This is a genomic window from Chlorogloeopsis fritschii PCC 6912 (assembly GCF_000317285.1).
GTDB lineage: Bacteria > Cyanobacteriota > Cyanobacteriia > Cyanobacteriales > Nostocaceae > Chlorogloeopsis > Chlorogloeopsis fritschii.
The window spans coordinates 1-21,409 of record NZ_AJLN01000152.1; the positions used below are offsets into that span (position 1 = coordinate 1).

A 21,409-nucleotide genomic window follows, 5' to 3' on the forward strand; every position below is an offset into this window, starting at 1 on the left:
AATTTTACTTGCCAATATTTTCCACAGAGTTACCAATTTAGGGCGTATCCACCCTGCCGATCCTTGTTCTACCACTTCATAAATTTGGCGAAGGTATTGACCGTGAACAATCACTTCAGAGGTAGAGCCCAAATTCATAGCAATCACAGGTGTACCTGTTACCATCGACTCAATCATCACCAGTCCAAAGGGTTCACGCCAGGTAATCGGGAATAGAGTCGCAACTGCTCCTCCCATCAGGAGGCTCTTTTCAGCATGGTTAGCTTCTCCCAGGTATTCAATCTGCGTTCCATCAATGTGAGGTTTGATCTGTTGCACGAAATAATCCACATCAACTACATCGACTTTACCTGCTATCTTTAAGTGCGAGCCCGAACGTTTAGCAATTTCGATCGCTAAATGCACCCCCTTCTCAGGTGAGATTCGACCCAGAAATGCAAGATAGGGAGACGACTCTGCCTGCGGGTAAAACTTGTAAGTCATTGGATCAATGCCGTTGTAGACAGTGGCAACGTAATTGAGTCCCACTCTTGGTTCTCGCTGCGCGTTGGAAATGCTGACAAACGGCTGAAAGCGAGCATACTTGAACACCTTTTCATTATCTGGTGTCAAGATGCCATGCAGCGTATGAATGGTCGGTGCCTTCACCAATCTGGCGTAGGGTAGTGCAGGGTAGCCAACGTGAGAGTGAATGACATCAAACTTGTGCGCCTGTTCGTACACTCGCATTAGCTGCAGTGTTTCGTAAACGCTTGGTTCCTTAACGGTAGGGTCTAAGCTCAATGCCTGTGAGTGAACAGATTCTATCTTGGCAAAACTACTCGAATCACCCGATGCAAATAGAGTCACTTCATGACCACGACGAATGAGTTCTTCAGCCAAGAGACTAACCACCAACTCAATTCCTCCATAAGCAGGAGGCGGTACTTGTTCCCACAATGGAGCAACTTGAGCGATTCGCATAATGCTCTCCTCAAGATGTATACAACTAGACCTAGTAGTCTGGCAACCAACTTTGCATGGTGGCAAGCACCTGGGGCTGGGGAAGCTCTTGAGGCAGAGGGAGAAAAGACATTCTGTACTCCCCCTACTTGTTCCATACCTGTCCTCCTGATTAACGCTCCGAGTCCTCACACCATCTGCCGTACCTGCCCTGCATGGCTGAACAGCTCGATCATTTCCCGATTGAAGGCTGGGATGTCGTCTGGCTTGCGGCTCGACACGAGGTTGTTATCAACTACAACTTCCTGATCTACCCACTGGGCACCTGCGTTCTGGAGATCGGTCTTGAGCGACGGCCACGAGGTGAGCCTTCGTGCGCGCACCACATCTGCCTCGATCAGAGTCCAAGGCCCGTGGCAGATCACCGCTACCGGCTTGTCAGTATCGAAGAAGGACTTTATAAACTCGATCGCCTTAGCTTGAGTCCGAAGTTGATCTGGATTGGCAACACCACCGGGAAGCAGGAGGGCATCATAGTCGGCTGGATTTACTTGATCGAGGGGGACATCTACCGGGAAAAAATCCCCTTTGTCATAATAGTTCCAGCCCTGAACGCGATCGCTCTTAGGTGAAATAATGTGGGTTTGAGCACCTGCTGACTCAAGGGCTTGCTTGGGTTGAGCCATTTCAACTTGTTCAAAGCCATCTGTAACCAGAATGGCAACTTTCTTATTTGTGAGCTCTTCTGTCATCTCTACCTCCTAAAGTGTTGGCTAGACTTGGTTTTTTCGTGTTCTTGTGGGGTTTTAGGCAGCCTGACCTGGCTTGAGCACGATCTTGATACAGTTGTCCTTCTTGTGCTTAAAAATTTCGTAGCCGTGGGGTGCTTGTTCTAGCGGTAAACGGTGAGTGATTACAAAAGATGGGTCGATATCGCCATTTTGGACGCGCTCAAGTAACGGGCGCAAGTACCTATGAACGTGCGTTTGTCCAGTTTTAAATGTTAAGGCTTTGTTCATGGCAGCACCCATCGGTATCTTGTCTACAAAGCCGCCATAAACACCAGGAATTGAAACAGTGCCACCTTTGCGACAGGCAACAATCACTTGCCTTAGGGCAGTGGGTCGGTCGGTTTCCATACGCACGGCTTGCTTTACCTGATCGTAAAACGCATCAGGTCCCGTACCGTGGGCTTCCATTCCCACAGCATCCATGCAAGCATCGGGGCCGCGACCACCGGTCATTTCTTTCAATGCTTCACCCACCTCGACTTCCTCATAGTTAAGGACTTCTGCCTTGCCGTCTTTCGCCATCTGTAGGCGTTCGGGAACTCGATCGATCGCAATGACGCGCTCGGCACCTAGCATATATGCACTTCTAATGGCAAACTGTCCGACTGGACCGCAGCCCCAGATCGCTACAGTATCTCCTGGCTGGATATCGCAGTTTTCCGCTGCCATATAGCCAGTGGGGAAGATATCCGTCAGAAACAGGACTTGTTCGTCTGTTAGTCCATCAGGAATCTTGAATAAACCGACATCGGCAAAGGGAACGCGGGCATATTCAGCTTGACCTCCAGCATAGCCACCCATCATATGGGAGTAGCCGAAAAGACCAGATGGAGAATGACCCATGAGTTTTTCCGGTATCCAGGCGTTGGGGTTGGAGTTATCGCACAGCGACCACAAATCTTTTTGACAAAAGAAACACTGACCGCAGGAAATGGTAAAGGGGACGACAACGCGATCGCCTATCTTCACATTCTTGACAGCACTGCCTAGCTCAACGACTTCCCCCATGAATTCATGACCCAGGATATCGCCCTTTTGCATCGTGGGGATGTAACCGTCATAAAGATGTAAATCAGAACCGCAAATCGCCGTTGACGTGATTTTAACAACCGCATCACGCGGGTTAATGATTTTTGGCTCGGGTACTGTTTCAACCCGCACTTCGTTAGCGCCGTGCCAGCAAACTGCTCTCATTGAGTTGTTCTCCTTTTTTATTTCGCGCATTAGCCAGAGGCGAAGCGTTAGACGCAAAGGGTAAGAGATGACAAGCTTCCTTAGCGTCTTTGCACCTTGCCGCACCCCAAAATTTGCTTGAAATCAGGGTTTGAGTAAGACTTTGACGCAGTTGTCTTGTTTGTGTTTGAAAAGCTCAAAGCCGTGTGGTGCGTCTTCTAGACTGAGGCGATGTGAGAATACAGCAGATGGATCGACTTCGCCTTCGATGACGTGACCCAGCAACCGAGGCATATACTTTTGACCGTGCATTTGTCCCGTTTTGAGCGTCAAGGCTTTGTTCATAAAAGCGCCCATCGGCATCTTGTCCACGAAGCCAGCATAAACGCCCATGACCGACAGAGTGCCACCCTTGCGACAAGCCAGAATCATTTGCCGCAACACATGAGGGCGATCGGTTTCCAGCCGTACTGCCTGCTTCGCTTCATCGTAGAATCCTTCCAGCCCGATCCCATGGGCTTCCATGCCACAGGCATCAATGCAAGCATCGGGACCGCGCCCGCCTGTCATTTCTTTCAGGGCTTCGCCCGCATCGACTTCCTCATAATTGATCGTTTCCGCTTTCGCGAAGTCCTTAGCCAGTTGCAAGCGGTAGGGAAAGCGATCGATGCCAATCACGCGCTCGGCACCGAGTAGATAGGCACTGACCATAGCGAACTGTCCGACTGGGCCACAACCCCAGACTGCTACGATGTCTCCAGGCTGAATATTACATAAATCTGCTCCCATGTAGCCGGTGGGAAAGGCATCGGTGATCGGCAGCAGTTTTTCATCGGGAATGTCTTGGGGAAGTTTGAGCGCACCGAAATCAGCGAACGGCACGCGAACATATTCTGCATCGCCACCGGCATAGCCACCGAATAAATGGGAATAGCCATAAATTCCCGACGTACCAAAGCCAAACACCTTCTCCTGCATCCAAGCGTTGGGGTTGGAATTATCGCATAGTGACCATAAATCCCGTTGGCAGAAGAAACACGAGCCGCAGCCGACCATGGAAGAGACAGCCACGCGATCGCCCTTTTGCAATTGCTTGACTTCGCTACCAATTTCAACAACTTCCCCCATAAACTCGTGACCAAGAATGTCACCCGGTTGCATCGTCGGAATATAGCCATCGTAGAGGTGCAAGTCAGAACCACAAATGGTTGTTGATGTCACTTTAAGGATGGCATCGCGCGGGTTGAGAATTTTTGGATCGGGAACTGTTTCGGCCCGCACATCGTTAGCACCATGCCAGCAAGCTGCTTTCATAGTCATTAGTCCTTAGATCATTAGTTATTAGTCGTTAGTCTTCTCATTAGTCCTTAGTCATTTGTCGTTAGCTAATAAACAAAGGACAAGTGACTATTTCCCTCTTGGTTGTCCCTCTGTGGTGGCAATCTCGCCTGCTTCCATCAGCATTTTGAAGCGGCGTAAATCATCTCCGATTTGCTGTTCTGGTTCTTCGCCGAAGAGTTTGGCAATGGTAGCTCCAATTGCTCCACCAGGCGGGTTATATTTCGTGACAACTTTTACCTCAGTACCGCGATCGCCGGGTGCTGGCTGGAAGCGGACAGAACCAGAGTTATCAACATCTGCACCTTCAACCGAAGCCCAAGTAATCAATTCGTTTTCCCGATCTTCAATGATGTCTGCATCCCATTCAACACTTCCACCTAACACCCCACTGGTCGTCCAGTGCGTTCGCGTAGCGTGTCCGGAGGACTCTCGCTTATTATTGTGTACTTTTACGTCTTTGAGATGCTTCATGAAGCGCGGCAAGTTCCCAAAGTTATGCCAAAAGCGGTAGAGTTCCTCTGCTGGTTTGTTAATCGTTACCGTCTTTTCAACTTTAATTGGTTGGCTCATGTCTATTGTCTCCCGTGCTTGCTGTATGGTGCTTTGTTGATCGCAGTTTGGACAAATTTGTTTGTCCAAACTCTAATACTGGGAGCGGAGAACAGTGTAGGATAAAAGCTTATTAGCGAGAGGTATGTAGAAGTCTCTTGAAAAAATTTACCCTTCGTATCAGCCTTCTAGACTACTAAAAAAATTAACTACTACAAATGAATACCTGAACCTTAAAGCTTTCAACTAAACCTAACCTCTAACTAAAGAATGAGATTGGTGTTAAGTTAGTTGGTTCTCGCTTATACCTTGGCGTAAGGCTAAGGAAGCTGTCACCTATTGCAATCTAGACATTCAAACATAACCTAGAACGGCAAAATAAACTAGAGTAGGTTTGTAATGATTGAAACAGACGTAAATACGTAAATCAAAATTTTCAATAATAACGAATTTACTAGGTTTGAATTTTTGCTCTAGCTAGCTTTGCCACTCTAGAACATAACTAGACAAGTATTTCACTCAAGGATTTTTAGATGCTTAACTTTGCCGAGAATGTCTTCTTTTAGGCAAAGTATACTGGGAGTAGGCTCCCCAGCATGAGGCTTTGACCTATGCTGATTCATCCCGCTTCACTTCCCTTTAATGGAATGCACATAGTCCATTTCCTGTCAATGCGTAAGTCCTAACCTTTTTACGTTAATTACGATACACGCAAATTTTGTCTAGACGCGATATATCGCGTCTAGACACGGTCTGTATTTGTATCAGATTTTTTTGTGAAAAAGCAGATGAAACAGAGAACTCAAAGCGCCATCGCACAGGGTACTCTACTTCTGAACTTCGGTGGGCAGAAGGGCAAAAATGTGATTTGTAGTTCTCATTTTCTCCGTGTTCCCACGTCCCCTTATCCTCTTCCCCATTCCCTTTTAAGCTACTGTAAATCTACATAAAAATACGGTAAAGATACTGTAAAAAAGTGAACAGTATCAATAAATACATACTATATTGATAAGCCTATAATAAATTATACAGGGGCTTGATAGTCTTATGGGAATAGCAGTAGCAGCAGCAGTATCACTCCTTGTTCTGATTTTAAGTCTAGATTCGCCTGGTAATTCAAAGAAACCCGTACCCAGAAAACAAAACACAGAAGCTCCTACACCTGTGCCTGAACCTATGACAATTGCAGGTACTGCACTTGCTGGTGCGATCGGTTTGTCGATGAAGCTAAAGCAAAAATCTAAATCTAGCAGGGAATAGGGAACAGGGTAACTGCTAAAAGTACTAGACAGACGGTGAGCCACCATAGTGGCTCTTGGTTGAAAAAAACTGGTGTCAAAGGAAAACCGAATCACTTTCAAGGTTTTGAGAAGAACTATTCAGGCAACTTTTCAAGCGTTCTGCGAGAACTTTGACATGAGGTTCCAATATAAATGTGTAATGGTTTCCTGGAATTTTTACAACTTTAACATCCTTTACTGCCATTACCGATAGTAATTCCACCCACACTAAAGTTGGATCGGGAGCCATAATATGTTTCTCGCTCGCCCGAAAGACAGTAACTTTTCCTGGATACGGTTGTCGCACATAGGAATAGGTAGCTTTGAGAGTACCAACTAATACATCGAGAATCCGGCGATTTTTACTGCGTTCAACTCCTGGCGGGAATATCTTGGCTTTTCTTGCTTTTTCGATGATGTAATCCAGTCGTTCCTCAACACTCAAATGCTGTATTTCTTGGGGTGTGACAAGATTATCTTGACCGAACATTCCACCAAATACTCTAGAAAGTACTCCAACCAAGTACTTATTATCAATCTTCTTATTTGGATCGAGAATAATGGGTACATAAGAATCTAGTATTGCTAACAAAGATACTTCTTGTCCTTGTTTGTGCAACTGCTGGGCGATTTCGTATGCTACAATTCCCCCAAATGACCAACCACCAATTTGATAAGGGCCATAAGGTTGGAACTGACGGATGGCTTCTACATAAGTACTTGCCATATCCTCAACTCTTGTCAAAGGTTCTTCATCGTCATTGAAACCTTGAGCTTGCAATCCGTAAAAAGGTTGATCTGTACCTAAATAGCGTGCCAGGTTGAAATAACACAGAACGTGCCCACCAGCTGGATGCACACAGAAAAATGGTTGCTTGTTGCCTTTTGGCTGGATGGGAATAAGGGGTGAGTTATTTGTTTGCTCAGAACTCAAATGTAGAACTTTGGCTAATTCCTCAATTGTCGGATTAGTCAAAAGCACAGATAAGGGCAATTCTTTCCCAAACTGCTGCTCAATTGCAGCTATTAAATAAATTGCTGAGAGAGAAGTACCACCAATTTCAAAGAAGTTATCTTGAACACCTACTGATTGAATAGTTAAAATATCTAACCAAATTTTTGCCAGTTCCCTTTCAGTATCATTACGCGGCAGTACAGAACCTTGACTTTGGCTAAAGCTAAAAAGATTTGGTTTTGGCAAGGCACGACGATCTAGTTTGCCACTAGGAGTCAAAGGCAGTGCTTCGAGAATGACGAAAGCCACTGGCACCATGTATTCTGGTAGTTTCTGTTTGAGGAATTCACGCAGGCTTTCAGGAGTAGGTTTTTCTTGTTCCGTCGTAATATAAGCTACAAGTTGCTTATCCCCTGGGCGATCGCACCGAACAATTACTACTGCTTCTCGCACTTGGCAATGCTGGGATAAAGCGTTTTCAATTTCCCCCAGTTCTATTCGTAAACCACGAATTTTTACTTGATAGTCAGTTCTGCCAATATATTCTATGTTGCCGTCGCTTAAGTAACGAGCTAAGTCTCCTGTTTTATATAAACGACTTTCTTGTGCCTTTCCAAATGGATTGGCAATAAATTTTTCCTGAGTTAAATCTGGGCGATTGAGGTAGCCTCTTGCAACTTGAACTCCCCCAATGTGCAATTCGCCGACAACGCCAATAGGTACTGGTTGGAGATGAGAGTCAAGAATGTAAATCTGCGTATTGGCAACGGGACGACCAATAGGTATAGTTTTTAGATGGCTCTGTTTTTGACACTGCCAAGCAGTGACATCGATCGCTGCCTCTGTGGGGCCATAAAGATTGTGTAATTCACATTGCAAACACTGGAAAAATCTTGCTTGCAAATCTAATGGTAAGGCTTCACCGCTACATATAACTCGTTTGAGGCTACTGCATTGTTTCACATCACGGCTATCTAGAAACACCTGCAACATCGAAGGAACAAAATGGACAGTGGTTATTTGCTCTTGAATAATCAGCTTTACTAAGTAAGTACTATCTCGATGCCCTCTTGGTTTCGCAATTACCAAACGTGCGCCATTCAATAAAGTCCAAAAGAACTCCCAAACGGAGACATCAAAACTAAATGGAGTTTTTTGCAATACTCTATCTGTAGAAGTTAGTTGATATGCTTGTTGCATCCACAGCAAACGATTGCAAACTCCCTGATGGGTATTCATTGCACCCTTGGGTTTGCCAGTAGAGCCAGAAGTGTAAATTACATACGCTAAGTTATCGGGTTTGACGCCACTGGTTAAGTTAGTATTTTGTTCTTGGGAAATTTCCTCCCAGTCTCGATCTAAACAGATAATTTCTGCCTGATGATTGGGTAGCCTAGCCAGTAATTTCTGTTGAGTTAACAACACACTTACCTGAGAATCAGCCAGCATATAAGCTAAACGCTCTGGCGGATACTCTGGATCTATTGGTACATAGGCTCCGCCTGCTTTGAGAATGCCTAAAAGCCCCACTACCATCTCTAGAGAGCGTTCCACACAAATACCTACCAGTACCTCTGGTTTAACTCCCAGATTTTGCAAGTAATGTGCCAGTTGATTTGCTCTAGAATTAAGTTCGCGGTATGTGAGTTTCTCTTCTTCAAAGGAGAGTGCGATTGCCTCTGGAGTTTTCTCTGCTTGAGCCTCAAATAATTCATGCAGACATCGCGACAAATCATAATCTTTGCTTGTGGAATTCCACTCTACGAGTAATTGATGTTTTTCGCGATCGCTTAATAATGGCAGTCGAGCAACTAACTGTTGAGGATTAGCTATGATTGCTACTAGTAAATTTTGTAAGTGTTCGGCAGCGCGAGCGATAGTATCTGCATCTAGCAAGTCACTATTGTAGTACAGAAAACCAATGAGCGATTCTTGAGATTCCAGTATTTCTAAACTTAAATCGAATTCAGTTCTTTGCCGGGGAATTTCAAAATACTCTAACTCTCCAAAGTTTTCATCAAATAACTTAGAGATAATTTTCAATTCATGTAGATGATGATAAGCAAATCCTACCTGACAAATGGGAGGATGACTTAGTTGAGAATTAAGTTGAAGCTGCCTGACTAAAAGAGGAAATGGATATGCTTGATGAGCAATTGTTTCTGCTACAGCAAATTGTATCTGGCTAAGATATCGTTGGAAACTCACATCACCTGAAATAGCCAGTTTCACAACTGCTGAATTAGCAAAATTACCAACTACATTTTTAAATTCAGATTGATATCTTTGCGGTAATAAACCTACTAGAATATTTTCCGTCGCTGTATAACGATACAGCATTAATTGAAAAGCTGACAGCACAACCGTTGACAAATCAACGTCTTCAGTAATAGCCAAATACCTGACTTTATCAGTAATGTCTGGAGCAATACTAAATTTATAGCACGCACCTTTGTAGCTTCTTATGGGCGATCGCGATCGCGCACTTGGCAGTTCAAGAGTGGGTAATTCTCCTGCAAGGTATTGCTGCCAATAATGCCCAAGCTGCTTACCTTCGGGACTATTGAGCAGATTAATTTCTTGTTTTACGTAATCTTGGTAGGAACTGGTGAGTGATGACAAACTAATAGCTGTATTGCTTTTTAGTTGATGATATAAAGTTAAAAGTTCATCTAAAAGTAATAACAATCCCCATGTATCACTAGCTATACAATGCACTACCAGCAAGAGAACATGAGTTGTCGGCGTGCGACTAAATAAGCTCATTCGCACAACCGAACCGACTGCTAAATCAAAAGGATGTTGGCTAGAGTCTAAGATTTTTTCTTTTAATTTATCTTCACTCCAATTTGAAGCATCAACAAAATTTATTTCAGCTGTTGTAGTGGCAAGTACTTGTTGTACTAATTCACCATGCTTATCTCTATAAGCAGTATGCAAAGACGGATGACGTGCAATAACGATTTCAAACGCCTGCTTGAGACACTCAACATTCACCTGCTGCCGCCAATGAATGGCAAAAGCTATTTTATCGGTACAACCTTGCAATTCCAACTTAGATAAAAACCAAGCTTTACGCTGTGTTTCAGAAAGGGGAAATTCTATTATTGATTCTGTTGAAGATTCCAAATTTATTTCTGTAGTCTGCATACGCGAAAGCTTTTATTTCTACCTTTTACAAAGTTGCGAACACGTCTAATACGTCTTTGCAGTTTTTTAATAACACAAAGACTCTAAAAAAACATAAGTCAATACATATTTTCTCGTAGTATCTAGAGGGTGTTTTAAAAGTCCTATTGGTGGTAGTAAAAAGTTTTAGATCTCCCTAAATCCCCCTTAAAAAGGGGAACTTTTCTCTTTTTTCTCTTTTCCAGGCTGGTGCCTGGAAAAGCATTGATTGAGGCTCCGCCTCTTCATGAGGCAGAACCTCACAGTTTTCATCACTATGCAGAGCATGGTAATGAGAAAAAATAGATTTGTGTGTACACTGTAGCCCTTTTAAGGGAGGCTATACAGCCAAAAGGTGGCTTTGATTCTATTCCAGTTCCCCCCTTTTTAAGGGGGGCTAGGGGGGATCAATAAGTGCCGAAACTCACAGTCAACTACTTTTCAAACAACCTCTTCAGTGCTTACTACAAACCTATGTTTAATCTCCTCCTAATTCCACGAGTTTACCGATATTAAAATCTATCCTTGTCCAGCCTTTTAGCCGCCACAAATTGTTCAGTAATAACAAGGGAATTTGCCAGTGATGCAACATTAAAAATGGCAATGGATCGTCCAATTTGTAGATAGCATCAGTGCCTCGCCAAATATTCCGAATCCAAGTTCGTAATTGTGCCAAGGAACGAATACTAGTCAATCGCCAAACTTCGTGATACAGCCAGTAAGTCGGTTTACTGCTTGGCAGTGGTTGCAGTGGTTCTGTCATCGCTTCTTTGCCAAGATAGGCTTGTGCAACTTCTGGGCGATCGTGGAATGTGGTAATTGCAGAATGAGTGCGGGGGTTGCATTCAATTGCGTAAACGCTGCCATCTTCGGCTTGGATGAAGTCAAAGGAAATTTGTCCGGTGATTCCCAGCCCTTTAACAAACCGGGCGATCCATTCACTTATTTGGGGGTGCTCTACGTGTTCGTAATTGACTTGAAAAGCTGAAGATTCACAACAGCAGTGCAGTCTAATTTCTCCATCCCGAACTGTGCTATGGGTGCAAAATTCTTTGCCAGGAATGAACTCTTGCATAATCCAAGGCTTCTGGGCACTTATTGGCAAACTTCTGACGAATGCTTCTGTTTGTTCAGGTGTGTCGCAGGGAAGTTTGGTTAAATCTAAACGTCTAACCGAGTCGTAGGGAATACTCTTGAGGATATATTTGCGAGTTTCCTGGGAAAAGTCGAAATTTAGGACTTGTTCGGGAGAGGTAATTTTGAATGATTTAGGAACCGATAACCCAAGCGATCGCGCTTTTTCGCTAAATGCAAATTTGTCATCCAGCATTTGGGTAACGGCAGCATCGAAGTGGAAGACTTCGCAATACTGGGATAACACTGGTTTCGCCAGTGAGTCATAGTAGCTGGCAATTGGACTTGTGACTGGAATGTAGACATCAATATTTTCTTTCTCAATGATGTCTATCAAAGCCTGGGTGTAGGCTTGGGGATCTCGCTGTGGTACAGGAGTTGTATAAAAATTGTCCACGGCTTTGGAAAAGCGATGACCGGATAACCAGTACTTGTGGGTTTCTAGAAGTACAACTCGATGTCCGGCTGCATGGAATGACCTGGCGAGTTGTAATGCTTTGGTCATCTTGGCACCGCTAATCAGGATATTCTTGCGATCACCTGCTACTGTTTGTTCTTTTTGAAACGGTTTAGCTAGTAAATTCCACAGTAAAGATACCAAAACGATAGTGGCGTTAATTGGCAATGCAACTAAGAGCAATACCAAGGTGCCAAGGTTCTTGAGAAGAGCATTGATTTTGCCCCATACCGCTAAAGGTTTGACTGTGGTTTGAGATTCCGTTAAAGAAATCGATTGTGCCATAGGCGTGTGAGGCTCAAGCAAGTTGATGAACTAGGTAGGTAAGCGTCGAATAATAGTCAAGCCATCACGCAAAGGTAATAGCACTTGTTCAACACGAGAGTCGGCAGCAACGATACGGTTAAATTCAGCAATTGCTACACCGTTAGGAGTTTGTTCTTTGGCAGGAAGATATACCTGTCCTTGTAGAAGGGTGTTGTCTACGCAGATAAAACCTTCTGGAACTAACAAATTCTTATCCAACAAGGTGTGAAAATACTCCACGTATTCTCGCTTATCAGCGTCTATGAACACAAAGTCAAATGTCTCTCCAGCCGCAGCCAATTTATCTAGGGTTTCCAGGGCTACACCCAGTTCGACACGAATTTTCCTCCCGTGGGAAGATTGACTAAATGCTGCTTGAGCAAACTCTGCTGTATACGGATCTACCTCACAAGCTACCAATTCTCCATCGCTTGGTAGTGCTTCTGCCATTGCCAGTGCAGAATAACCAGTAAACATACCGATTTCTAGCACTCTTTTTGCTTTCGTCATGTGAAGAAACATTTTTAGGGTTTGCCCTTCCACGTGTCCGGAAAGCATTTCCTGTTCTAGCTGACGTACTGTTGCTCCTTCACTGAAGCGCTGTGTCCAAGCTTCATGGGCAGTTTTCTGTGCTAGAGCAGCTAGGGCAGGTGATTCATCGGTGGTATATTCTTCTAAGTACGGATCTAAGCCTGCTGCCAATAACCATGCCTGATTGAGGTTTTCTTTAACATCGGCAGGCAAGTCTGGAAGTTGATCGAGTTTCTTGACTATGCTTTCTAGCTGCTGTGCCAGAATTCCTACAGGTGTTACAGGTCTGGCGGTGGGTTTTTCTACAACATTAGTCATTATTTTTCACTCCCCACAAGTTCTGGTTCTGGCTGATATTGGACTGGATATACATCTATGCCATCACCACCACGGGGATAGGTTGTACACAGTTGCCTGTGTTCAGCCAAAGCTGTGGCTAATTCTTCACGAGTTAAGTCATTGACAAACAAGCAAGAACCAATCGGTTTGGGCATGGCGGCACGTAGCTTACCATCTCTTGTTAAGGTGATGGATTGGGTAGCACGCCACAACAGTTCTTCATCTAGAAGGGGATGATCGAGGGCAAGTCCTAAACGGCTCATCAATCCCAGGATGCGATCGCGTTCTTGGGTTGTGATATAACCTCTTTTGGCAGCGATCGTGGCAGATAAAGCCATATCTATATTAACTGCATGACCGTGGAAGATGGGTACGCGGGGTGCAAGTTCTAAGGTTGGACTCCAAGTATGACCGTAAGCAATGACTCTATCAAGATCTAATTCATGCAAGTTAGGGACTTCTAACTCTAGCATGGTCTTGATTGCTTCGTAGGTAAGTTTATGAGCTACTTCCTTAATTTCTTCTGTCGCGTCAAGATGCCCAAAGTGGGTATCGAGCAAATCTTTTCCATGCTCCTCTAACAACTCAAAAACTTCTTTGTTCGCAACCACAGCAATTTTTACTAGCTCTGCCATGCCATTGCGTACTTGATCTGTGGGTAAGGTACGCAGGAAGGAGAAGTCAAGTAATACTTTTTTGGAAGCATGATATGCACCAAGACGGTTTTTGAGCTTTTTATGATTCACTGCAACCTTGATAGCCACACTGGCATCAATCAAACCGATGAGAGTTGTAGGAATGCGAATGTAATTAGAACTGCGACGGTAAGCTGAACAAGCAAAACCAGCTACATCTGTAATTAGTCCGCCACCAATCACAAGTACAGGCTCTTTGCGAACTAGCCTGAACTCTGCAAAAGCATCTATTATTTTCTCGAAAGAGTGAATAGTCTTGTTTGGTTCGGTGATAGTAATCGGAAAAACCGTGAGTTCAATGCCGTAATACTCGAAATATTCCTGCATTTTGCTGCTGTAGAAGTTATAAACATTGGCATCTACAACAGCTAAACAGCGCCCAAAGTTTTTATAACACTCTGCAAGTTCTGAATTTTGGAGATTGAAGACTCCATCCACATAAACGAGGCTATATTCAATCTTTTCGTAACCTTCAACATGAAAAGCAGATTCAGTAGCTTCTAGCTTTGCCTGAACGATACTCATGATTTTTGTCCTTAGTAATTGAAAATCGAACTCTTTCTTGTAACCCTAATATTTATGAGGGTTCTACAGAGATTTATCTTCTCTACATTCGCGAATTTATGGCTCACAATTCTAACCTAAATCCACCTTGCATCTGCTCTCACAAAAAGTCTATTGTTAAAGCAAGCAGGACTATGTATTTCTCTTAAGAAGTTGGCATGATATATATTCGTACACTTAACCAGAGCTTTGTTAGAGCAAATTTTGTGTTCTGTATAGCTCAGTAGTAATTGTGTAAGTCTTGACTAAATTCCAAAACTTATTTTACTTCTCAAGTGCATATATATTTCACACTATTCCTCTAGTAAGGAGCCATACTTCCCAAGCAAAACTGCAAGCATAAGTTTTCACGAGAGTTGGAAATTGCTCGCAAAAACTAAGAGCAATCAACTAAATTGCTCAATGCGTATCCTGAATTTTACATTTCTAAACATAACATTAATTTACCAAATGTGTACCAAAAATTTCAGCAATATTTGGTAAGTTATACCGTGTTTAAATTTCATTCTTTAGACAGATGAAGAAGTAATTAAATACAATCACAAGCAACATCAACTGAGGTTTTATCAATAAAAGACAAAACCCTAATCTTTATTCCACCAAGAATCAAACCATCATCATAAACACCAATTGATGGCTTATCTCAAGAGAGCATGAGAATGAAATATGAGAAATAAATTTTTTCGCCGAGCAAATTTTGCTTACAGAATTTCTTGCCGACTTCTACTCCTAAGATTTTCGGGGGTAAAGAAATATTCTTCTTGTCCATCTCCCGGCTTCCACTTCAGATTGCAACCGAGATTGACGTTTAAGTTAGGATCTAATGGCTTGCACATTACTCTTGAACCCTTGAAGCTGGATAAGAAAAATTGTTAGCTAATCTACTAAGTATTCAGTAGATTGAAAGCCTGGATTAGCAACTATATTTGAAACTTAAAACAGTTGATGTGGCTAAAAGTAAGTAACTAAGAGTGTTTGCTAACAATAGCGATAAGGCGATCGCCATGAGCTTTTAGTTGATTTGAGTCAAGCCTGTCGTCAAAACTAAGATGACTCTAATTATATATGCACGCTTTTAAAATTTCAAAACAAAATCCCGTCACTTTCAGTTAGGTAAAGAGCGACCAAAAAAAGAAATTTATTAAAAAATGTTACTAACTGTTTACTATATCAAAAATTTGATTAAAAACTACACACTTCTACTGCAAATCATTTAAATTTTTTTCGAGAAAAACCTTGCTCGGAAAGGGTATTTTATAGCTCGTCAATAATTAATATTGTGCAGCATTTGTCAATAAGCAATTTTGCTCAAAGATTTTTCTACTATTCACTTACTAGAGCTAACCTTGATAACTTAGACATTAGTTCTTCTGTCATCTATCTATGGTTGCATTAACTTTAGCTCGTGCTAGCTTTGGCAAAAAAGTTTCTCTTTCATCCGCTACCCAATCTGTTGCAAATACTCCGGTGGCACGCAATCCACCAACCAAACACCATTCTCAGAACAGTAGAAAGTGTAACCTGCCTCATGCATTGCTGCCGCATTTACGGCAAATACCACGGGTTTTCCATGTCTGGCACCGACAATTTTTGCTGTAGCAAGATCCGCTGATAAATGGATGTGGTGGCGCGACATTTTGCAAAGTCCTGTTTGTAGAATTGATGCAACAGCTTTGTGTCCTGTGCCGTGATAAAGTACATCAGGAGGAACAATAGGTTCTAGTTGCAAATCAACTTCGACACTGTGTCCTTGATTAGCACGAATTAATGTACCTGTGGAGTCAAAAGAAAAGCGTTTTTTATCATTGGTGGCAACAACTTGATTTAGTTCTGCGCGAGTGATAGAAAACTGATGTTTTTGACAAGCTGCTAATAATTCATCAACCGCAACCCAGCCACCAGGAGCAAGTTTAATACCAAGGCGATCGGGTTGGTGGCGGAGGTGTTTGCTCAGGTATTTGCTAATTTTGACTAGGCGAGAATTTTCCATTCCAACATTTGGGTACAGTTTGCTACCTCCCGTTGTAAATTATCCAACGTTATCGTGTCATCAAAAGGTTCAATACTTTGAGACGGATCTTAAGAAAACAATTTACTGGCTTGTACCAAATCCACATTCCCACCGCTAATAATCACACCAATTTTCGCATTTGATGCCTTCACTACATCTTCAAGTAGTGCCGCTACAGCTAAGGCTCCTGTAGGTTCCACTACTATTTTTAAACGTTCCCACAAAAAGAACATGGTGCGAATAATTGCTTCCTCGGATACCGTCACCATCTCATCTACATATTGCAATACCAAGGGAAAAGTAATTGTACCCAAACTGGGAGTACGCACACCATCAGCGATCGTATCCGGATTATTTACGATATGCAGAGTTTTGCTGTAAAAGGAACGAGTAGCATCGTCGGCGCATTCCGGTTCTACTCCTATTACTTTACTATTGGGCAATAGGGCTTTGGCGGCGATCGCACTACCGGCAAGTAACCCTCCACCCCCGCAACACACTAACAGTAAGTCTAGTTCACCAATTTCTTCAATTAGTTCTTTGGCTGCTGTACCCTGCCCCGCTATTATATGAGGATGGTCGTAAGGGGGAATCATAGTTAAACCCCTTTCCTGTGCTAAAGTTTGGGCTAATTCTTCTCTATTTGTTTTTTGGCGATTGTACAAAATTACTTCAGCACCGTAACCACGAGTAGCTGCTTGCTTAACGGTGGGGGCATCATCTGGCATGACAATAGTAGTGGGAATATTTAATAATTTTCCAGAAAGAGCGATCGCTTGGGCATGATTCCCCGATGAAAAAGTCACAACGCCTTTTTGTTTTTGTTCTTCTGGTAGTTGAAAAAGCGCATTGTATGCGCCGCGAAGTTTAAAAGAACCCGTGCGTTGAAAATTTTCGCACTTGAAAAAGACTTGGCTATTGGTACGCTGGTTGACGGTTGTTGAGGTGAGAACCGGGGTACGGTGAGCAACACTAGCAAGACGCTTGCCAGCAGTTTCGATGTCGGCGAAAGTAACAGAGTTAGGCTTTAACATTGACAATCGGCGTTGCTAAATTAAATTGCAGACATTAGTTTATCCCGAAACTACAAAGCGGATATATTTGCAATATGGTGTGCGATCGCGTATGAGTATTCCCTTTTTAATTGAAAAACTTTATCATCTGTTTAAGATACCAAAGTGACGTAACACAAGCAATGACCATTACTTTAACACTGAAAGAACAAGATGAGCTACACGAAGAAGCTGAACATCAAAGCTTGCAAAATGTAGAAAAATTTGAAAGTATTTCTCAAATATCTAGACAATTAGGCAAAGGCTGTGTCAGAGAGATTGAGGTATATCCAAATCTCTGGCTTTCAATTGATGATTGGCAATATCACGATGATGTCCGTTGTCAAGTACCTGTTGCCGAACATCCCTTACATTTTAATGTTCTACTTTCAGGAAAAAGGAAAAGCGACTACGGAACGTTTGGGGAAGGATACACACTCATTTCTGGTGGTGGGATTCAACCTCAAATGACTGAGGAGACTGAGAAATTTCAACATATTTTAGGCGTTCAAATTTTGATGCCACCCTCAATGTTGGCAAATTTTTTCTTTGGAGAAGATGGAGAAATACTTCCTCAGTTAAAAATGCTTGCACGGGATAATGATTGGCAGAAGCTACTTTATCTGAAAACGACTCCAGCAATCCAGGGAGTAGCACAGCAAATTATAAATTGTCCCTTTTCTGGCATCACAAAACAGGTATATTTACAGGGTAAGGTGTTGGAATTGATGGCATTACAGCTAGCTCCACTGATTGCAGATGATAAAAAGTTGCCACCACCACGCCTAAAGTCTAAAACCATCACCCAACTTCATCACGCAAGGGAAATTCTACTCTCTCGTTTGGAAAATCCCCCATCAGTATTAGAATTAGCCACGATGGTAGGGGTAAGCCCTCGCACCCTCAAACGCGGATTTCCGGAACTTTTTGGCACAACAGTATTTGGCTACCTAACTGATAGACGCATGGAGTATGCAGAAAAGTTACTGCGACAAGGAAATATTACCGTTACCGAAGTAGCTAATCAAGTTGGTTATTCTAACCCAGGACACTTTGCTGCTGCCTTTAAGCGTCGGTTCTGCATCACACCCAGGCAGTGTTTAACAGGTAATAAAATAGCGTAATGCCCTTTGTGAGTAGATGAGATACCCTTTGTGAGTAGATTTAATTGCTAGCTCTTTTATATACTCTGTTTTACCAAATAAATAAGAACTATTTTCAATAATCCCAGGTAAACAAATTTTTCTAAGCCAGCTTTTTCAGCAGGTTGAGGAATTTTTGTATTTTGCTTCAAGTGTGGGAGTTATTTTGAGGAGCTGTTATGAAGGGTTGGCAGTTATATATCGATATTCGTTTGTGGCTGGTAATTAGTCTATCAGGATTTTTAAGTATTGTTGCTATTCAGCCTGGATGGGCGGAAAAATCAGAGGGTGAAGAAAATAAATCCACATATGTCACCTCTCCAACTCTACAACAGGAGCCAGGTTCCAAAGTTCCCCAACTGAGTGAGTTAGAAATTCCTATCACCAGCGCTCAACAATTACTAGTACAGTCACCCACACCACAAACCACACCGACACCGACAATTATACAAATCACAGGGGTGAAAGCTAATCTTACTGACAAAGGTGTGGAGGTGATTTTAGAAACATCTCTTGGAGAGCAACTGCAAGTCACCAATCGCAGTAGTGGTAACAATTTTATCGCCGATGTACCTGGCGCACAGTTGCAATTACCTTCAGGGGAGGTTTTTATATTCCGTTCCTCCAAACCAATTGCGGGAATTATTGAGATAGTAGTTAATAATATTGACACAAGAACTGTGCGAGTGACAGTGGTAGGTGAGAAGGCACTGCCCACGGTTGAGTTATTTGATGATAATGTAGGGCTGGTTTTTGAGGTAACATCTGCGGAAGTGGCAACGCAGCCACCCCAAACACCGCCAGCAGAAGAACAGCCAACAAGTGAGGTGCCAACCCAAGAGGAACCAGCAGCACAGCCAGATGAGCCGATTGAGTTAGTGGTAACGGGAGAGCAAGATGGGTATAACGTGGCAAATGCGTCAACTGCCACCAGAACTGACACGCCAATTCGTGATATTCCCCAATCGATTCAGGTAGTGCCGCGACAAGTGCTAGAAGATCGCAACGTCAGAACTGTAACTGAGGCGTTGGAAACAGTCAGCGGTGTAGCTAGTGGTGCTAGAATCTATGGTGGTGCGCCGATTACATTCAAAATTATCAGAGGATTTGACCAGGCGGGTTCAGGCACTGTAAATTTCCGAAATGGTTTGCCAGATGGTGATTTCTATACTCTGACGCCCATTGGAACAATCGAGCGAGTGGAAGTTCTCAAAGGCCCAGCCTCAGTTTTGTTTGGAGCTGGGGAGCCGGGTGGGATTGTCAACACAGTCACAAAACAACCCCTGAGTGAACCTTATTACAGGCTTGGGTTTGAGGCAGGAAATTATGGATTTTATCAGCCCAGCATCGATTTATCAGGGCCTTTGAATACTGATAAAACAGTGCTTTATCGGTTGATTGCTAGCTATCAAGGTTCAAGTGATTTTCAAGGTTTTTCCGACACAAGACTGATAACGATCGCACCCTCCATCACTTTTAAATTGGGAGATCGGACAAATCTAGATCTTTACTATGAGTACACTCACTTTTTTGCCGATCCTGCTGCTGGTCTTTCTACTGCTGTGTTTCTAAGCGATGGCAGTTTAACACCCCGCAACTTTGCCACATACTATCCTAGTTTACAGTCGGTCGATGCCACCTCTCAAAAATTTGGCTACATCCTCAACCACAAGTTTAGCGATCGCTGGCAGATTCGGAATAATGTTGCTGTCAGTCTGACTAGTTTTGCAGAAGATGGAGCTACGGGTTTTACACTCACAGATGATCGCTTTTTGGAGGGATTCGATGTTTCCAGAGCTCAATTTCAGAGAAACAACTATTTTGGACAGATCGATTTGCTTGGGAAGTTTAATACCGGATCGATTTCTCACCAGATTTTAGCGGGTTTTGATTTTAACCGCTTTAGTAATGTTGGCGATCGCATCAATGCCGATACAACTCTACCTCCTCTAGATATCCGCAATCCAAATTACAATCTCTCAACGCCCACATTTTCGACACGTAGTACATTCTCTGACTTTGATTTCGTGAGACGCTCTTATGGAATCTACCTCCAGGATCAGATCGCTTTCAGTGATAATCTAAAATTACTGATCGGTGGTCGCTATGATTGGGTTTCAACTGACTTTGAAGCAGATGTCAATATAGGCGGAGACGTAGTTGTTTTTCCAACACAGAATGATGGTGCCTTCAGCCCCCGTGTCGGTTTAGTATATCAGCCCAGCAAAGAAGTTTCTCTCTATGCTAGCTACACTAGGTCTTTTTACCCTATCTCTGGATTTGATAATGTGAATCCGGATGTCAAATTTGATCCGACGAGGGGAACTCAATATGAAATTGGTGTTAAAACCGATTTTCTAGACGGCAGGCTTTCAGCAACGTTAGCAGCCTACCAACTCACCAAGACAAATGTTCTCACAACCGTTGTCACATCCGATCCCATTAACCCTGTACGTTCGATTCAAACCGGGGAGCAACGCAGCCGAGGAATTGAGTTAGATATTACAGGTGAGATTTTGCCTGGATGGAAAGTGACAGTTGCCTACGCCTATACCAATGCAGAAATTACTGAAGATGAGGCTTTCCCGGTTGGCAATCGATTGGCAAACGTGCCAGAGAATCAAGCCAGTCTTTGGACAACCTATGAAATTCAGAAGGGCGATTTGAAAGGTTTGGGATTTGGTTTGGGGCTGTTTTATGTGGGTGCGCGGCAAGGTGATTTGGATAATTCGTTTGAATTAGACGATTACTTCCGTACCGATGCGGCGCTTTATTACCGGAGAGATGGTTTTAATGCAGCGATTAATGTGCGTAATGTCTTTGATATTGACGCTGCTGCATTTGCCTTCAGTAGGACATATGTTCAAAGAACCGAACCCTTTACAATTATAGGTTCTATCAGTTGGGAGTTTTAACTGGCTTTGTGGTTAATCTTTAATTAAATAACACACTATAAAACAGTTCAATTTTGTTAACTAC

The 21,409-nt window shown here is 43.1% G+C and carries 15 protein-coding genes; 3 read left to right on the forward strand and 12 right to left on the reverse strand.

Annotated features, from left to right (window positions below; genetic code table 11):
* The 5 genes from UYC_RS0133530 to UYC_RS0133550 form a co-directional block, all read right to left on the reverse strand.
* On the reverse strand, nucleotides 1-963 hold a 963-nt coding region (locus tag UYC_RS0133530), incomplete at its 3' end, for a glycosyltransferase family 4 protein (protein ID WP_016879831.1).
* A 167-nt stretch (nucleotides 964-1,130) separates the two neighbouring features.
* Complete coding sequence (locus UYC_RS0133535; protein WP_016876757.1) at nucleotides 1,131-1,694, reverse strand: type 1 glutamine amidotransferase domain-containing protein; 564 nt, start codon at nucleotides 1,692-1,694, stop codon at nucleotides 1,131-1,133.
* Between the two features lie 54 nt (nucleotides 1,695-1,748).
* A complete protein-coding gene (locus tag UYC_RS0133540) occupies nucleotides 1,749-2,927 on the reverse strand; it encodes a zinc-dependent alcohol dehydrogenase (RefSeq protein WP_026087611.1) in 1,179 nt (392 codons plus the stop codon).
* A 123-nt stretch (nucleotides 2,928-3,050) separates the two neighbouring features.
* Nucleotides 3,051-4,220, reverse strand: coding sequence for a zinc-dependent alcohol dehydrogenase (locus UYC_RS0133545; RefSeq protein ID WP_026087612.1), 1,170 nt, complete (start codon nucleotides 4,218-4,220; stop codon nucleotides 3,051-3,053).
* A 93-nt stretch (nucleotides 4,221-4,313) separates the two neighbouring features.
* A complete protein-coding gene (locus UYC_RS0133550; protein WP_235083013.1) occupies nucleotides 4,314-4,886 on the reverse strand; it encodes an SRPBCC family protein in 573 nt (190 codons plus the stop codon).
* A gap of 957 nt (nucleotides 4,887-5,843) precedes the next feature.
* Between UYC_RS0133550 and UYC_RS0133555 the strand changes: the two genes are divergently transcribed.
* The gene (locus UYC_RS0133555; RefSeq protein ID WP_016876761.1) at nucleotides 5,844-6,056 is read left to right on the forward strand and encodes a PEP-CTERM sorting domain-containing protein; all 213 of its coding nucleotides are present in this window, start codon (nucleotides 5,844-5,846) and stop codon (nucleotides 6,054-6,056) included.
* Between the two features lie 75 nt (nucleotides 6,057-6,131).
* Here UYC_RS0133555 and UYC_RS0133560 read toward each other — a convergent pair whose 3' ends face one another.
* The 7 genes from UYC_RS0133560 to UYC_RS0133585 all read right to left on the reverse strand — a co-directional run bounded on the left by UYC_RS0133560 (nucleotide 6,132) and on the right by UYC_RS0133585 (nucleotide 17,270).
* Nucleotides 6,132-10,181 (reverse strand): non-ribosomal peptide synthetase, encoded by a 4,050-nt coding sequence (locus UYC_RS0133560; RefSeq protein WP_016876762.1) that lies wholly within the window; start codon nucleotides 10,179-10,181, stop codon nucleotides 6,132-6,134.
* 496 nt (nucleotides 10,182-10,677) lie between these two features.
* Complete coding sequence (locus UYC_RS0133565) at nucleotides 10,678-12,075, reverse strand: ATP-grasp domain-containing protein (RefSeq protein ID WP_016876763.1); 1,398 nt, start codon at nucleotides 12,073-12,075, stop codon at nucleotides 10,678-10,680.
* Nucleotides 12,076-12,105: 30 nt separating this feature from the next.
* Nucleotides 12,106-12,945: an O-methyltransferase gene (locus UYC_RS0133570; protein ID WP_016876764.1), complete on the reverse strand. Its 840-nt coding sequence runs from the start codon at nucleotides 12,943-12,945 to the stop codon at nucleotides 12,106-12,108.
* Entirely contained in the window at nucleotides 12,945-14,186 is a 1,242-nt protein-coding gene (locus UYC_RS0133575) for a sedoheptulose 7-phosphate cyclase (RefSeq protein ID WP_016876765.1), read from the reverse strand. Before UYC_RS0133575 ends, UYC_RS0133570 begins: the two co-directional genes overlap by 1 nt.
* 740 nt (nucleotides 14,187-14,926) lie before the next feature.
* Entirely contained in the window at nucleotides 14,927-15,061 is a 135-nt protein-coding gene (locus UYC_RS40105; protein ID WP_268744012.1) for a hypothetical protein, read from the reverse strand.
* A gap of 605 nt (nucleotides 15,062-15,666) precedes the next feature.
* Nucleotides 15,667-16,215 (reverse strand): RNA 2'-phosphotransferase, encoded by a 549-nt coding sequence (locus tag UYC_RS0133580; RefSeq protein ID WP_016876766.1) that lies wholly within the window; start codon nucleotides 16,213-16,215, stop codon nucleotides 15,667-15,669.
* An 89-nt stretch (nucleotides 16,216-16,304) separates the two neighbouring features.
* Nucleotides 16,305-17,270 (reverse strand): threo-3-hydroxy-L-aspartate ammonia-lyase, encoded by a 966-nt coding sequence (locus UYC_RS0133585; protein ID WP_016876767.1) that lies wholly within the window; start codon nucleotides 17,268-17,270, stop codon nucleotides 16,305-16,307.
* 161 nt (nucleotides 17,271-17,431) lie between these two features.
* Here UYC_RS0133585 and UYC_RS0133590 point away from each other — a divergent pair, with 161 nt between their 5' ends.
* Complete coding sequence (locus UYC_RS0133590) at nucleotides 17,432-18,412, forward strand: helix-turn-helix transcriptional regulator (RefSeq protein ID WP_016876768.1); 981 nt, start codon at nucleotides 17,432-17,434, stop codon at nucleotides 18,410-18,412.
* Nucleotides 18,413-18,609: 197 nt separating this feature from the next.
* Complete coding sequence (locus tag UYC_RS0133595; RefSeq protein WP_016876769.1) at nucleotides 18,610-21,345, forward strand: TonB-dependent siderophore receptor; 2,736 nt, start codon at nucleotides 18,610-18,612, stop codon at nucleotides 21,343-21,345.
* The last annotated feature ends 64 nt before the right edge of the window (nucleotides 21,346-21,409 follow it).

Coding starts and splice junctions, on each gene's coding strand:
- UYC_RS0133575 (WP_016876765.1), bottom strand. CDS start 14,186: ATGAGTATCGTTCAGGCAAAGCTAGAAGCTACTGAATCTGCTTTTCAT.
- UYC_RS40105 (WP_268744012.1), bottom strand. CDS start 15,061: ATGTGCAAGCCATTAGATCCTAACTTAAACGTCAATCTCGGTTGCAAT.
- UYC_RS0133540 (WP_026087611.1), bottom strand. CDS start 2,927: ATGAGAGCAGTTTGCTGGCACGGCGCTAACGAAGTGCGGGTTGAAACA.
- UYC_RS0133595 (WP_016876769.1), top strand. CDS start 18,610: ATGAAGGGTTGGCAGTTATATATCGATATTCGTTTGTGGCTGGTAATT.
- UYC_RS0133560 (WP_016876762.1), bottom strand. CDS start 10,181: ATGCAGACTACAGAAATAAATTTGGAATCTTCAACAGAATCAATAATA.
- UYC_RS0133535 (WP_016876757.1), bottom strand. CDS start 1,694: ATGACAGAAGAGCTCACAAATAAGAAAGTTGCCATTCTGGTTACAGAT.
- UYC_RS0133555 (WP_016876761.1), top strand. CDS start 5,844: ATGGGAATAGCAGTAGCAGCAGCAGTATCACTCCTTGTTCTGATTTTA.
- UYC_RS0133590 (WP_016876768.1), top strand. CDS start 17,432: ATGACCATTACTTTAACACTGAAAGAACAAGATGAGCTACACGAAGAA.
- UYC_RS0133585 (WP_016876767.1), bottom strand. CDS start 17,270: ATGTTAAAGCCTAACTCTGTTACTTTCGCCGACATCGAAACTGCTGGC.
- UYC_RS0133570 (WP_016876764.1), bottom strand. CDS start 12,945: ATGACTAATGTTGTAGAAAAACCCACCGCCAGACCTGTAACACCTGTA.
- UYC_RS0133580 (WP_016876766.1), bottom strand. CDS start 16,215: ATGGAAAATTCTCGCCTAGTCAAAATTAGCAAATACCTGAGCAAACAC.
- UYC_RS0133545 (WP_026087612.1), bottom strand. CDS start 4,220: ATGAAAGCAGCTTGCTGGCATGGTGCTAACGATGTGCGGGCCGAAACA.
- UYC_RS0133565 (WP_016876763.1), bottom strand. CDS start 12,075: ATGGCACAATCGATTTCTTTAACGGAATCTCAAACCACAGTCAAACCT.